The 14,204-nt window shown below is 63.4% G+C and carries 12 protein-coding genes; all 12 read left to right on the top strand.

Annotated features, from left to right (window positions below; all coding sequences use genetic code 11):
• Positions 1 to 2,302 (top strand): copper-translocating P-type ATPase (locus EOA78_RS31820; RefSeq protein WP_164784021.1); only part of this gene is annotated, 2,302 nt, incomplete at its 5' end.
• The gene (locus EOA78_RS31825; RefSeq protein ID WP_127319295.1) at positions 2,299 to 3,528 is read left to right on the top strand and encodes an MFS transporter; all 1,230 of its coding nucleotides are present in this window, start codon (positions 2,299 to 2,301) and stop codon (positions 3,526 to 3,528) included. The genes EOA78_RS31820 and EOA78_RS31825, both read left to right, overlap by 4 nt.
• Before the next feature lie 37 nt (positions 3,529 to 3,565).
• The gene (locus EOA78_RS31830) at positions 3,566 to 4,951 is read left to right on the top strand and encodes an MBL fold metallo-hydrolase (protein ID WP_127319297.1); all 1,386 of its coding nucleotides are present in this window, start codon (positions 3,566 to 3,568) and stop codon (positions 4,949 to 4,951) included.
• Complete coding sequence (locus EOA78_RS31835; RefSeq protein WP_127319299.1) at positions 4,948 to 6,459, top strand: thymidine phosphorylase family protein; 1,512 nt, start codon at positions 4,948 to 4,950, stop codon at positions 6,457 to 6,459. Before EOA78_RS31830 ends, EOA78_RS31835 begins: the two co-directional genes overlap by 4 nt.
• Before the next feature lie 43 nt (positions 6,460 to 6,502).
• Positions 6,503 to 7,387 carry a ribose-phosphate pyrophosphokinase gene (locus tag EOA78_RS31840; RefSeq protein WP_127319313.1) on the top strand — a complete coding sequence of 295 codons (885 nt, stop codon included), beginning with the start codon at positions 6,503 to 6,505 and terminating at the stop codon, positions 7,385 to 7,387.
• A gap of 330 nt (positions 7,388 to 7,717) precedes the next feature.
• A complete protein-coding gene (locus tag EOA78_RS31845; protein WP_127319301.1) occupies positions 7,718 to 7,972 on the top strand; it encodes a hypothetical protein in 255 nt (84 codons plus the stop codon).
• A gap of 808 nt (positions 7,973 to 8,780) precedes the next feature.
• Entirely contained in the window at positions 8,781 to 10,961 is a 2,181-nt protein-coding gene (locus tag EOA78_RS31850; RefSeq protein ID WP_245477899.1) for a heavy metal translocating P-type ATPase, read from the top strand.
• Positions 10,962 to 10,975: 14 nt separating this feature from the next.
• Entirely contained in the window at positions 10,976 to 11,254 is a 279-nt protein-coding gene (locus EOA78_RS31855; RefSeq protein WP_127319303.1) for a hypothetical protein, read from the top strand.
• A gap of 33 nt (positions 11,255 to 11,287) precedes the next feature.
• Complete coding sequence (locus tag EOA78_RS31860; protein WP_127319305.1) at positions 11,288 to 11,542, top strand: DUF2933 domain-containing protein; 255 nt, start codon at positions 11,288 to 11,290, stop codon at positions 11,540 to 11,542.
• Complete coding sequence (locus EOA78_RS31865) at positions 11,539 to 12,219, top strand: isoprenylcysteine carboxylmethyltransferase family protein (RefSeq protein ID WP_127319307.1); 681 nt, start codon at positions 11,539 to 11,541, stop codon at positions 12,217 to 12,219. The genes EOA78_RS31860 and EOA78_RS31865 overlap by 4 nt, the downstream gene beginning before the upstream one ends.
• Positions 12,220 to 12,281: 62 nt before the next feature.
• On the top strand, positions 12,282 to 13,457 hold the full coding sequence (locus tag EOA78_RS31870; protein ID WP_245477900.1) for a methionine adenosyltransferase: 1,176 nt from the start codon (positions 12,282 to 12,284) through the stop codon (positions 13,455 to 13,457).
• Positions 13,458 to 13,475: 18 nt separating this feature from the next.
• On the top strand, positions 13,476 to 14,183 hold the full coding sequence (locus tag EOA78_RS31875; protein WP_127319311.1) for an ABC transporter ATP-binding protein: 708 nt from the start codon (positions 13,476 to 13,478) through the stop codon (positions 14,181 to 14,183).
• The last annotated feature ends 21 nt before the right edge of the window (positions 14,184 to 14,204 follow it).

Below are 14,204 nucleotides of genomic sequence, written 5' to 3' on the forward strand. Positions count from 1 at the left end.
CATGAATCCCGGCGCCGATGCGGCGACCGTCACGTACGATGAGGCCCGCACGGATAGCGTGGCGATCTCCAAAGCGGTTGAGGAGTGCGGCTTCCATTGTGGCGGCGAGATTGTGCCGCGGCACGTCTGCAGCCCGGGCACTACCGTCCTGCCTCCGGGGCACCCCCGCGCGCCTTCGGACGCACACGCCGAGCACCATCCCCCGCAACATGCCGCAACCGTGCCCGCCGCCGCTCCTGCGCATGACGCGATAGCTCACGAGATGGGGCACGCACCCGGCATGGACATGCAGGACATGGTGCGCGACATGCGCAACCGTTTCATCGTCAGCCTGGTCTTCACCCTGCCGATCTTTGCCATGGAGCCGATGGGCCTGGGCGAGCCGTGGTTTCAACCGCCTGCGGGAGTGGACATGGACCTCGCCATGTTCTTTCTCGCGAGCGCAGCGATCCTCTACCCGGTCTGGCCGTTCGTCATCGCGGCCTGGCGCGCCCTGCGCAACGGCATCCTCAACATGGCCGTGCTGGTGGTCCTGAGCGTCGGCACAGGCTACCTGTTCAGCATCGGAACGACGTTTTTCTTCGAAGGCCCCCAATTCTATGAAGCCGCGAGCGTGCTGCTTGTCTTTATCCTGCTCGGACACTGGCTCGAGATGCGGGCCCGCGCCGGCGCCTCCGCCGCGATCAGGGCGCTGCTCGACCTCGCACCGCCCAAGGCGGTAGTGCTGCGCGACGGCGAGGAAGTCGAGGTCGCAACCGCCGACGTCGCACTCGGCGACATCGTGGTCCTGCGCCCTGGCAACAAGCTCCCTGTCGACGGCGAGGTGATCGAGGGCGAGTCTACCATCGACGAATCGATGCTCACCGGCGAGTCGATGCCAGTCACGAAGCGCGTGGGCGACACGGTAATCGGCGCGACGATCAACAAGAGCGGCACGCTGCGCTACCGCTCGACGAAGGTCGGCGCGGACACGGCCCTGGCCCAGATCGTCAAGCTGGTCCAGGAGGCGCAGAACTCCAAGGCTCCAGCTCAGTTGCTCGCCGACCGCGCCGCGCAATGGCTGGTTCTGGCGGCGATCGTTGTCGGGCTGGCGACATTCGCCGTCTGGTTCTGGTGGCTCGGCCAGCCGCTGCTGTTCGCGATGACGCTTACCATCACGGTCTTCGTCATCGCCTGCCCCGACGCCCTGGGGCTTGCCACGCCGATGGCGGTGATGGTCGGCACCGGGCTCGGAGCCGCCAATGGCATCCTCTTCAAGAACGCGGCGGCGCTGGAGGAGGCAACCAAGCTCGACGTCATCGTATTCGACAAGACCGGCACGCTGACAATGGGGCAGCCGAGAGTCGTCGAGGTCGTGCCGGCGTCCGATACCGTGGCCGACGAAGTCTTGCGCGTGGCAGCCGCAGTCGAGCGGGGATCGGATCACCCGCTCGCGCTGGCGATCGTAGAGCGTGGTGAAGGCCTCGAGATCCTGTCCGTCGAGAACTTTCTCAACATCGAGGGCAAGGGTGCCAGCGCCAGGGTCGCCGGCGAGCAGGTCTTCCTGGGAAACCGGCGCCTGATGGACGAACAAGGGATCGATCTGCAAGCGCTTGGCGAAACGGCAGAGGCGCTCAAGGGCGACGGCCGTACGGTCGTCCATGTCGCTCGATCCGGCAATCTGCTGGGGCTGGTCGCCATCGCCGACGCCCCGCGCCCGACTGCTTCTGCGACGATCAAGAAGCTCCACGAGCAGGGTGTTCGCATCGCGATGCTCACGGGCGACAACGCCGGGACAGCCCAGCGCATAGCCGGCGTGCTCGGCATTGACATCGTGCTCGCCGACGTCCTGCCTGGGCAGAAGGCCGAGAAGATCAAGCAGCTGCAGCAAGAGGGCCTCAAGGTTGGCATGGTCGGTGATGGCGTCAACGACGCGCCGGCGCTGACCCAGGCCGACGTCGGCTTCGCCATCGGCGCAGGCACGGACGTGGCGATCGAAAGCGCCGACATCGTGCTGATGAAGAGCGACCCCTATGACGTGGTCGGGGCGATGACCCTGTCGCGGGCGACGTTGCGCAAGATGCATCAGAACCTGTGGTGGGCGGTAGGATACAACGCCATCGCCTTCCCGCTCGCGGCGGGCGTGTTCTATCCGTTCCTCCTCAGCCCCGAGATTGCGGCGCTCGCGATGTCGGGCAGTTCGGCGCTGGTCGCCGTCAACGCCCTCCTGCTGAAGCGGACCAGGCTCGAAGGCATCCGTCCACCCGCCGCGCCGACGGGGAACGGCGAGGCCGTCGCGCTGACCAGCGGCGCCACCGCATGAGCACGGCCGCAAAAGGTCCTTTGGCCGCGTTGCTGGCCGCCGCGTTCATCGTCGCGCTCGGTTACGGCATCTACCTGCCAGTCCTTCCGACGATGGTGGAACAGCTTGCAGGCTCTGCGGACCCGATATTGAAGGCCCGGCACATAGGAGTGCTAACGGCCGCCTTTGTGGCCGCATCAGTGCCTCTCGCTTTCCTTTGGGGGCGCGCGTCGGATTCGATTGGGCGCAGACCCATACTCGTCGTTGGCCTGATCGGCTTCGCCGTGACTCTGGCGGCGTCTGCCTTCGCGTGGAGTCTGCCCGCTCTTTATGTCGTTCGACTCTTGAACGGGGGCTTCGCTGCGGCCATCGCACCCACGGCACTTGCGTTTATAGCCGACACGGAATTCGACAATCGCCGCGCCAGAGCCTTCGGCTGGATCAGCATGGCGTCGATTGCCGGATTCCTGGTCGGCCCGATGCTCGGCGGCTTCGCTGCCGAATTGGCGCCTACAAGTGACGCACTGACGTTGCAAACTATCCCGTTCCTGCTTGCTCTCGCCGCGGCCGCCGGTGCCTGGATCGCGCTTCCTGGAGGCCGGCCGCCAATGTGCCTCGCCGCAAGCGAGCAACCAGGTTCATCGGGATTCATATCCGGCGAGATACGGTTGCTCGTTCTAGCGGCGGCTGCTGCAGCGGGACTTGGCGCGTTCGAGGTGGGTTTCACGCTACGCAACGAAGAACTGGCAATGTCTCGGGGCGCGCTGGGTCTCATGTTTGCGACCTGCAGCGTGGTCATGTTCGCGGTGCAAGGCCTGATCTTCTCGCCGATCATAACACCGACGGCCGCCAGGAGGCTTGTTGCTCCTGCCTTCGTGGCGATGGGGATTGGCCTTGCCGCTATTCCTGCAATCGCCAGCTTCGGCCAGATACTGCTGGCGGTTTCCGTTGTCGCGGCTTCCGCCGGGGTAGTCGGCCCGCTGCTCGCCTACTGGATATCCTTGGTTGCAGGGCGGAGCCATGGCGTGGAACTTGGCATCCAGTCCGCGGTCGTCAGTTTCGGACAGTCGGCGGGCTCTGCCGGCGCTGGTCTGCTGTTCGGCCTGCGGGGGCCGTATGACGGAGCGTTCCTGGCATTTGCAGCGGCAATGGCGATCGCGGCGGCGGCAAGCCTGACGCTGCCGCATCGGTTGGCGATCGCGGGAATTGCCCCACGGACAGAGGCCGGCAGGAGCGTCCCGCAATGAGAAGTCCCAGGATCCGGCCTGTTGCCAGGAGAATTCCATGAATCGACCCGGCTCGCATTCGCTTCAATTCCTCGGCGCGGCCGGAACAGTGACCGGTTCGCGGTACTTAGTCGAAACGAACGGACACCGCATCCTGGTCGATTGCGGGCTTTTCCAGGGCTACAAGCAGCTACGCGACCGCAATCGCGCGCCGTTCCCGGTGCCGCCCGAATCGATCCAGACAGTGCTGCTGACGCACGCGCATCTCGATCATTCCGGCTACATACCCGCCCTCGTGCGCGATGGCTTCCGCGGCCGGGTGATCTGCACGCCCGCCACCGCGGAATTGTGCTCCCTGCTGCTTCCCGACAGCGGGCACCTTCAGGAAGAAGAGGCAAGGTATGCCAGGAGGAAGGGCTATTCGAAGCACGCAGACCCTAGGCCTCTCTACACTGTCGAAGACGCGAAAGCTTCACTCGAACATTTCGTGACGCAGGATTTCGGCGCTGAGCTCGACCTGGGGCGTGGCATCCAAGCACGGTTCCTTCATGCCGGGCACCTTCTCGGCGCCGCCCAGATACGCCTCGACGTCGCCGGCACGCTCCTGCATTTCAGCGGCGATCTCGGGCGTCCACAGGACCCGCTGATGCGGCCACCCGAGCAGTTGCGTGAGGCCGACATTCTGGTGTGCGAGTCGACCTACGGTAATCGCAGGCATCCGCGCATCGACGCGGAGGCGGAGCTCGCCCCGGTGATCCGGCGCGTCGCCGGCCGAGGGGGCGTGATCGTGATCCCGGCGTTTGCGGTGGGCCGTGCGCAAGGCATAATGCTCAACATCGCTCGCCTTCGACAGAGCGGCGCCATCCCGGCTCTGCCTGTTTTCCTCAACAGTCCGATGGCAATCGACGCCACTGACATCTACCATCGTTTCCACGACGAGCACCACGTCAGCCTCGACGAATGCCGCGCTATGTATTCTATCGCGACACTGGTGCGATCGGTCGAGGACTCCAAGGCGCTGAACCTCAGGCGCGGCCCGATGATCATCGTATCGGCAAGCGGCATGCTCACGGGTGGGCGCGTGCTGCACCATCTTCAAGCTTTCGGAACCGACCCGCGCAACGCGATCCTGCTTTCCGGTTTCCAGGCCGGCGGCACGCGTGGTGCAGCCCTAGCGGCAGGTGCGGATCACTTGCGGATGTTCGGGCGCGATGTTCCGGTCCGTGCGGAGGTCGTGCAACTGGAAAGCTTCTCCGGCCACGCCGATGCGGACGAGATTCTCGAATGGCTTCGGCACGCCAGCCGCACCCCCAAAATGACATATCTCACGCACGGCGAACCCGACGCGGCCGACATATTGCGCGGCCGCATCAATCGCGAAGTCGGATGGCGGGCGCGCGTTCCCGAGCATCTCGAGCGGATTGACCTGGAGCAGCCCGTATGAACGAGCAACACAACCGGTTGCGCCTGGTCCGGGCAGGCATCGACACGTACCAGCAGCCCGTTGTTTACATGCATCGCGACTGCCACGTGTGCCGTTCCGAAGGTTTCACCGCGCTCACGCGTGTTCTGGCGCGCAGCGGCGATCGCGAAGTGATTGCCACGCTCAACGTGGTGGTCGACGATCATCTTGCGCTCGATGTGGCTGCGTTGTCCGAAGCTGCGTGGAAAGTACTTGAGCCCGGTCAGGACGCATGGGCCACATTCTCCCATGCGGAGCCGCCGGCGTCGGCACCGGCGTTGCGTGCAAAGGTCTTCGGCCAGCGGCTCGGCGAGACGGATTTCCTTGCCCTTATGCGCGATGCGGTGGCGAGCCGGCTGTCGGACATCGATCTGACCGCGTTCGTCACGGCCTGTGCAGGTGAGCGATTGGACAACAGCGAGACGATTGCACTCACCAAGGCGATGCTGGCAGTCGGAGAGCGCATCGACTGGGGCGGCGGCGTGGTGCTGGACAAGCACTGCGTCGGCGGCCTGCCGGGAAATCGCACTACCCCGATCGTCGTTGCCATAGTTGCCGCCGCTGGTCACCGGATCCCCAAGACTTCCTCTCGTGCCATCACGTCGCCGGCCGGCACCGCCGACGCCATGGAGGTCATGGCGCCGGTGACACTGAATATCGATGCGATGCGACGCGTGGTCGAGCGGGAAGGGGGCTGCGTCGTATGGGGTGGAAATGTTCGGCTCAGCCCGGCTGACGATATTTTGATCCGTATCGAGCGGCCGCTCGACTTCGATAGCGACGGGCAATTGGTGGCAAGCGTATTGTCCAAGAAGGCTGCTGCTGGCGCCACGCATGCCCTCATCGACGTCCCGGTCGGGCCGACCGCCAAGGTCCGTTCCGCAGCGGCAGCTGCATCCCTCGAGGCAAGGCTGCTTGTGACGGCGCAGGCTCTCGGACTGCACCTCACAGTGCTGCGTACTGACGGCCTGCAGCCTGTCGGCTATGGCATCGGCCCGGCGCTTGAGGCGCGCGACGTGCTGAGCGTTCTGCGCAACGATGCGGAGGCACCGCGCGATCTCCGCAGCCGCGCGCTAGACCTTGCCGGGGCGCTGCTCGATGCTGTGCCTGCCGCTCGGCCCGGCAAGGGGCGCGCGCAAGCCTGCGCCTTGCTCGACAATGGCGCAGCGCTCGCCAAATTCCTCGCGATCTGTGAGGCGCAGGGCGGCTTCACCGAACCAAAACCCGCGCCACACATCCGTCCGGTTCTCGCCAGCCGTACAGGCCGGATCCAGCGGATCGACAACCGCCGGCTTGCACGGATCGCGAAGCTCGCTGGCGCACCCGGCAGCACCGCCGCCGGAATTTACTCCCGCGTTCGGATCGGGGGCAGCGTCAGCTCCGGCGAGCCACTGTTTCACGTACACGCTCAAACGCCGGGAGAACTGCACTACGCGCTTGGATACGCCGCCGCTCATCCCGACGTCTTCGAAGTTGGAGCAGCCGAATGAATGGATCCCCGTGCCCTCGCAGAACAACGGGCAGTGTGAAGCCATGACGCGCCCGCTGCTTTTTGCGCTGCCCGGCAACGAAGCCATAACCAGAACATTGGCTGGCGAACTCGAAGGAGAAATTGGCCTGTTGGAGATCCGGCACTTTCCCGACGAGGAAACCTACCTGCGCTTCGGCACAGATGTGGCCGGCCGCTCCGTTGTCCTTGTCTGCGCGCTCGATCGTCCCGATGCAAAGTTTCTGAAGCTTGCCTTCGCCGCCGCCACGGCCCGTGAACTTGGAGCGAGGTGCGTTGGCCTGGTTGCCCCCTATCTGGCCTACATGCGCCAGGACAAGCGTTTCCTTCCCGGCGAAGCGGTGACGTCGACCGTCTTTGCCCGCTTGCTCTCGACCGAGATCGACTGGCTGACAACCGTAGATCCGCATCTTCACCGATACCCCGCCCTCGACGCGATCTATACGACCCCAACGCGGGTGGCGCATGCGGCGCCGCTTCTAGCTGGCTGGATCAAATCGAATTTGGCCCGGCCGCTTCTGATCGGCCCGGACGTCGAAAGCGAGCAGTGGGTTGCCGCCGTGGCTGACATTGTGGGCGGGCCATACCGAATCCTCCGCAAGGAGCGGCGGGGAGACCACGAGGTGGAGATCAGCGTTCCTGACCTCCTACTGTTTTCCGAGCGTGTCCCGGTTCTCGTCGACGACATCGTTTCCAGTGGCCGTACGATGATCGAAACCGCCCGACACTTGCGTGAGCAGCATCTGCCGCCCGTCGTTTGCGTGGCAGTGCATGCGCTTCTTTCGGACCAAAGCTATCGCAGTCTGAAAGATATAGCTTCCGTCGTTGTGACGACCAACTCAGTTCCTCATTCATCGAATGCGATCGATCTGACGCCGGTCATTGCCCAGGCCGTCAGGGAGTTGATTTGATCGGGAGAATGATCCCCAGGTGGTTGGAAGGAGAAGGATCATGTTCAGCAGGAGTCGAAACGTCGTCGCAAAGGGGACGACCGGACTGATGCACTAGTTGCGCGCTCATGTGAAGCGGTTCGGATGGCGGTCAAGGCGGTTGACGTTCCTTGTCGGTGCATTTGTAGCGGTGTTCGCCGCGGCTTCGGGCGCCGATGAGAACTACAAAGAGGTGCACGGCCTCGGCGTCTATCTAGGTATCGTGCCGGCGGGTATTGTGCGGGGCCACCTGGATAGTCATCCCGAAGGTGCCATGCATGGGGCGCACCTCGGGGGAGACACCAATACCACATGGCCATCGCCATCTTTGACGCCAACACCGACGCTCGTATCGAGAATGCGCGGGTTGCGGCGAATGTATCGGGGCTTGGGCATGTCGGGATACAGAACATCGAGCTCGAGCCGATGCAGATCGCCCGGACCGTCACCTACGGCAATTTCGTCGATCTGCCGGGCAACGACCGCTACGACATCAAGCTCGACATCATGCTCCCTGGGCGGGAATCTCCCTTGCGCGTCGACTTCACCTATCAGCATGCGCAGTAAGTCGATGGGGCCCGGCAATCGCGCCTGAGAGAGTTCAACGGGCCTGCCGAGCGCGGTCCAGCGACTTTGGCTTATCGGCCGACAGGTTGGCAACCAATAGATGGAGCGACCAGTACAAGCCGAGTTACGGCATTCTTTCGCAACGATTCCAAGGTTGCGGGGTCTCGTTGGAAATTTGATTTGCGTCAATGCCTGTTCGTTGGAAGGGCCTATCGTGGTATAAGGGGAACTGGAAGGTTTGGATGCCATGTTCTTGCGATCATGGTCACGTTGGCAGGATAGCAGAAGCGCGTTCGGCGCGGCTGTTGTCGCGTTCGTCCTTGCTTCGTTGCTGACCACGGTGCTTGGGGCCTCCAGCGCCCACGCGTGCGATGCCGGTGAGCCAATAAGCAATTCGTGGGAAGAGAAGGCGCCGCCTGAAGTGTTTCAGGTGACTGCTCTAGCAGTGCCGTGCTCCGATATTGTCCGAGGCCAGGGCGACGAGAGCTGCATTGGCGAGCACTGCACCGCTTGCCTGGGCGGAAATTGTTTTGGGGGTCCGATCGCTGCCCCGCTCATAACAGTAGGCTTCAGTCCTGAAGCAGGCGCTTGCGTCCATGTCTTTCCTGAACAGACGCGCCCCGCGCTGACCAAGCCTGACGCCGTCTTCCGACCTCCTCGTTTGCTTCGCTGAGGCCCGGCCGGCGGGGGAATATCCCCGCCGAGCCGGGTGCACGCCGGCAGAGACTTGCCTGGCGTGGAAGCGGCATCTTCGCGGAGACGGCCCACATACATCGTCGCCGCTGCCGGGGTCTAGGAGCACCAAACGATGACACAGCATGACCACGCCACAATGTCGCATGCGCTCGGCGCGCACGCATCTGCTCGGACAGGTACGCTCGCCAAGGATCCGATCTGCGGAATGATGGTCGACAAGGCGACGGCGCTGACCGCCGAGCGTGGCGGGCGGACGTATTATTTCTGCAGCCAAAACTGTCTGCGCACGTTCCAGGACCCCGAGCACGAGCTGAAGTCGATGCGGACGCGGGTCGCGATCGCCCTGACCGGCGTGCTGGCGCTCGCTGTCCTGCGCGCGGGAGCCTTCATCGCGTTGGCCGCTGGCGCTACCCTGCTCACATGGGTGCCGATCCCGGCGCTGCCATGGTTCACGTGGGGTGTCTGGCTTTTCATTCTCGTCACTCCGGTGCAGTTCATCGGCGGATGGAGCTTCTACGTTGGCGCGTGGCAGGCAATCCGCACCCGTTCGATCAACATGGATTTCCTGATCGCGCTCGGCACCACGGTGGCCTACCTCTACAGCGTCGTCGTCGTCTTCGCGCCTGAAGCTCTGCCCGTGAAGGTCGAAGAGCGCGACGTCTACTTCGAGGTCTCCGCCGTCATCATCGCCTTTGTTCTCCTCGGCAAATACATGGAGGAGATCATCAAGAAGCGATCATCGGCGGCGGTCCGCCGGCTCATGGATCTCAGGCCTGCCGTCGCGCATGTCGTGCGCGACGGGGTCGAAATCGAAATACCCGCCGAACAGATCATGGCCGGAGAGACTGTTGTGGTCCGGCCCGGCGAACGCGTCCCGACCGATGGCGAGGTGATCGAGGGAAGCTCCTCGGTCGACGAATCCATGCTCACCGGCGAATCCATGCCGGTGGAGAAGTCTGCCGGAGCGAGCTTGATCGGAGCCACGCTCAACCGCACCGGCATGCTGCGCTTCCGGGCCACTCGTGTGGGCAAGGATACCGCTCTTTCACAGATCATCAGGATGGTCGAGGAGGCGCAAGCCAGCACCGCGCAGGTGCAAAGGCTTGCTGACCAGGTGACGCAGTACTTCGTGCCAGCGGTGGTTGGCGTGGCGGTGCTGGCCTTCGCCGGCTGGTGGATTGCCGGCGATTTCCCGCAGGCGCTGCTCGCTTTCATTGCCGTCCTCATCATCTCCTGCCCCTGCGCCCTCGGCGTGGCGACGCCGGCGGCGCTCATGGTCGGTGTCGGTAAGGGAGCCGAAGCCGGTATTCTGATCCGCGGGGCCGAGGTTCTCGAACGCGCAAGGAAGTTGAATGTCGTCGTCTTCGACAAGACAGGCACACTGACGCGTGGCGAACCCACCGTAACGGACGTTATTCCCCTTGGCGGCGACAGCGACGCCGAGGTCCTGCGTTTGGCGGCGGCGGTGGAGGTTGGTTCGGAACATCCGCTGGGCGAGGCGATTGTGCGCGCAGCCTCGCACCGCGGACTTGACCTTCCTCCAGTAACGAATTTCGAGGCGCTCGCTGGACACGGAATCCGCGGGCACATCGATGAGCGCCATGTGATTCTTGGTAACAGGCACTTCTTCCATTGCGAAGGGATCGACGTCAGCAGTGCCGACGAGGCGATGCGACGGCTCGAGCAGGAAGGCAAGACGGCCATGATCGTCGGTTTCGACGGCAAGCCAATCGGCATCATTGCCGTGGCCGATACTTTGAAGCCCGAGGCCAAGGAGACGGTCGCCGCTCTCCGAGACGAAGGTATCGAGGTCGTTCTTTTGACTGGCGACAACGAGCGCACGGCAATAGCCATTGCGCGTGAACTCGGTATCGATCGTGTGATCGCCGAAGTGCTCCCAGGCGACAAGGCGAAGATCATCAAGGGCCTCCAGGCCGAGGGTAAAATGGTCGCCATGGTCGGCGATGGCGTCAACGATGCGCCGGCACTCGCGACCGCAGATATCGGGATCGCGATCGGCTCGGGCTCGGACGTGGCGAAGGAGACGGGCGGGATCATCCTGATCAAGGACGACGTGAGGGAGGTCGTGATGGCAATCCGCCTGTCCCGTGCAACCCTTCGCAAGATCAAGCAGAATCTTTTCTGGGCCTTCATCTACAACGCGGTCGGTATTCCGATTGCCGCGCTCGGGCTTCTCAACCCCATTGTCGCCGCGGCGGCGATGGCGCTGAGCTCGCTGTCGGTGATCGTCAATTCGGCCCTGTTGAAACGAGCCAAGATCTCCTTGGCGTGATCTGGGAGAGCGAGATGAATACTAAGCCGCTTCAAAGTTCCACCGATGCCGGGCACGGGCCGGACGCCGGAAGGGCGCCCGGACCATATCGTCTGGCCTGGGCATGCCTGCCGGTGATGCTGGCACTGAGCGGGGCAGTCCTTATTCTGTTCGGTGTCTCATGGTGGACGGCGCTCACCGTCGTTCTGCTGCTCGCCTGCCCGGCAGCGATGGCGACGGCAGCCTACATCGGGTTCCAACCGTTCCCGGACGTTCCGGGGTTACGTCGAGACCAGCGCAAGCCGGGCCAATGATGGATCGTTGGCGCAACATCCCAGGAGTGATCAATGTCTACTCATGAGCATTCACACAATGGCCAGCCGCAAGGCTCGTTCCTTGCATCGCGGGCGGGACTCGTCCTGCTCGCCTTCCTTGCGATCGGCGGCTTTCTGCTCTTCAGCGAGCATCGCGCCCATGTACTTGGAACGCTCTTCTACGTGCTGCCCTTCGCCTGTCTCCTCATGCACATGTTCATGCATGGTGGGCATGGACACAGCGGCCACGGTGCTCACCGCAACAGCGACGAAAGGAACCCGTCATGAACGCCGCGACGCCGGCCTACGGGTTCTGGGGACTGGTGATCGTCAACTCGCTGGTCTTCATTCTTTTTGCCTACAGCTTCTTCAAGCCGCGGACCGATCGCGACTGGCGATCGTTCGGAGCGTTCAGTGCGTTCCTGGTCGCCCTGTTTGCGGAGATGTACGGCTTTCCGCTCACCATCTATTTCCTCTCCGGGTGGCTGCAGTCCCGCTACCCCGGCGTCGACTGGCTTTCCCATGATGCCGGGCATCTCACCGAGATGATGTTCGGCTGGCGGGCCAATCCGCATTTCGGGCCGTTCCACCTGCTGAGCTTTGTGTTGATCGGCGGCGGGTTCTGGCTGATCGCAGTCGCCTGGAGGGCGCTCTATGAAGCCCAGCAGCACCGATCTCTCGCGACGACCGGGCCGTACGGCCATGTCCGGCACCCGCAATATGTCGGTTTCATCCTGGTGATGCTCGGTTTCCTCGTTCAGTGGCCGACGCTGCTCACGCTGGCCATGTTTCCGGTGCTGACTGTCATGTATGTGGGGTTGGCGCGCAGCGAAGAGCAGGAAGCGATCGCCGAATTCGGCGATGCATATCGCGCCTACATGGCCGAGGTGCCGGCATTCGTACCGCGGCTGGATCGCCTGATCGCCCGGGTAAGCAGCCGTCCCGGCGAGGGCAAACCGTCATGATCGTCCTGGGCTAGTCGAGGTTTTCGGCGATGTCCCCACCAACCACATCGAGGCCGGAGGTGATGCTATCGGCGCTCAGCCCACCGGACAACCTCGTCGAAGTCGTCGAACGAAAGGGACTGGGGCACCCCGATACGATCTGCGATGCCCTTGCTGAAACGTTCTCCCGCAATCTGTGCGTTGAATATTCCCGACGCTTTGATCGCATCCTCCACCACAATGTGGACAAGGCACTCCTGTGTGGCGGTCGTTCTTCTCCCGCTTTCGGGGGTGGCTCGATGACTGCACCAATCAACATTTATCTGGCGGGGCGGGCTACGAGCCGGGTCGGAGCCGAGACCATTCCGGTGGAAGAGATCGCGGTCGAAGGATCGCAGTTGTGGCTGCGCTCCAACTTGCACGCATTGGACGCGGCGCGTGACGTTCGACTTCATGTGCTTACTCAGCCCGGCTCACGGGACCTGCAGGAATTGTTTTCCCGAACGGCTCGGATGCCGCTCGCCAACGATACCTCGATCGGCGTTGGTTACTCCCCCTTGAGCGCCCTTGAGAACCTGGTTCTCAACATCGAACGGCGCGTCAATGGACGAGACCGGAATCGCGAGCACCCGGCCTGGGGCGAGGACCTGAAGGTGATGGGGTTTCGCCAAGACAAGTCGGTACGCCTCACCATCGCCTGTGCCATGATCGGACGTTATCTCCGTCACAGAGACGATTACCTCTCCGAGAAATCCGAGCTTCGCAAGCTCTCTGCGCAACTCGCCGAGCGCTACGGGTTTTCGGACTGTGAGGTGGACATAAACGCCGCCGACGGACCGTCGGTCGGCGAGCTCTATCTCACTGTCACGGGAACCTCTGCCGAAGCCGGCGACGATGGCCAAGTGGGGCGCGGCAACAGGGTTAATGGCCTCATCACGCCTTGTCGACCGATGAGCCTGGAGGCGGCCGCGGGCAAGAACCCGATTTCGCATGTCGGCAAGATCTACAATGTTGTAGCCCGCGACATTGCCGATGCGATCGTCGGCATGCCCGAGGTGGCGGCAGCCGAGTGCCTGCTGCTCAGTCGGATCGGCGACCTGATACATCGACCAGCGATGGTGCAGGTGAAGGTCGCTACGCGGGACGGGTTGCCGATCACGGAACTCAGGCGGTCCGTCGATGAAATCGCGGTGGAGCGCTTGAGCAGGATTCCGAAGCTCGTCGACGATTTCGTCGCCGGCAGCCTGTCGATCTTTTGAGCGGAGCGTACGGCGAGCATGGCTGAAGGGGTTTTTACCGCAAGGCAGCTGACCAAGACCTACGTTTCGGGCGAGACGCAGGTACGGGCTTTGCGTGGGATCGACCTCGATATTTCCGCAGGCGAAGTAGTCGTGCTGCTCGGCCCGTCGGGCAGCGGGAAATCGACGCTGCTCAACATCATGGGCGGGCTCGATCACGCGACCAGCGGCGAGCTGTTCTTCAAGGATTTGCGGCTGACCGAGCTCGATGACTGGGGACTGACTTCCTACCGCCGTCGGCACGTCGGCTTCGTGTTCCAGTTCTACAATCTGATCCCCAGCCTGACGGCCTACGAGAACGTCGCGCTGGTGACCGAGATCTCCGAGGATCCGATGCGTCCGGAGGAAGCTCTCGCTCTCGTCGGGCTCGAGCCGCGCATGCATCATTTCCCGGCGCAGCTGTCCGGGGGCGAGCAGCAGCGCGTCGCCATTGCCCGCGCGATCGCGAAGCGTCCCGAGGTGCTGCTCTGCGACGAGCCAACCGGCGCTCTCGACTCCAGGACGGGCGTCCGGGTGATAGAGGCGCTGATGAAGGTCAACGCCGAACTTGGCACGACCACGGTCATCATCACCCACAACGCCATCATCCAGGAAGTCGCGCACCGGGTCCTGTTCTTCAGCGACGGCCAGATTTCGAAGGCCATCACCAACGAAGCGCGGCGCCCCGTCGCCGAGCTGCAGTGGTGAACGGCATGCGCTCTCTCGACA

The sequence above is a fragment of the Mesorhizobium sp. M5C.F.Cr.IN.023.01.1.1 genome (assembly GCF_003997585.1).
Taxonomy (GTDB): domain Bacteria; phylum Pseudomonadota; class Alphaproteobacteria; order Rhizobiales; family Rhizobiaceae; genus Mesorhizobium; species Mesorhizobium wenxiniae.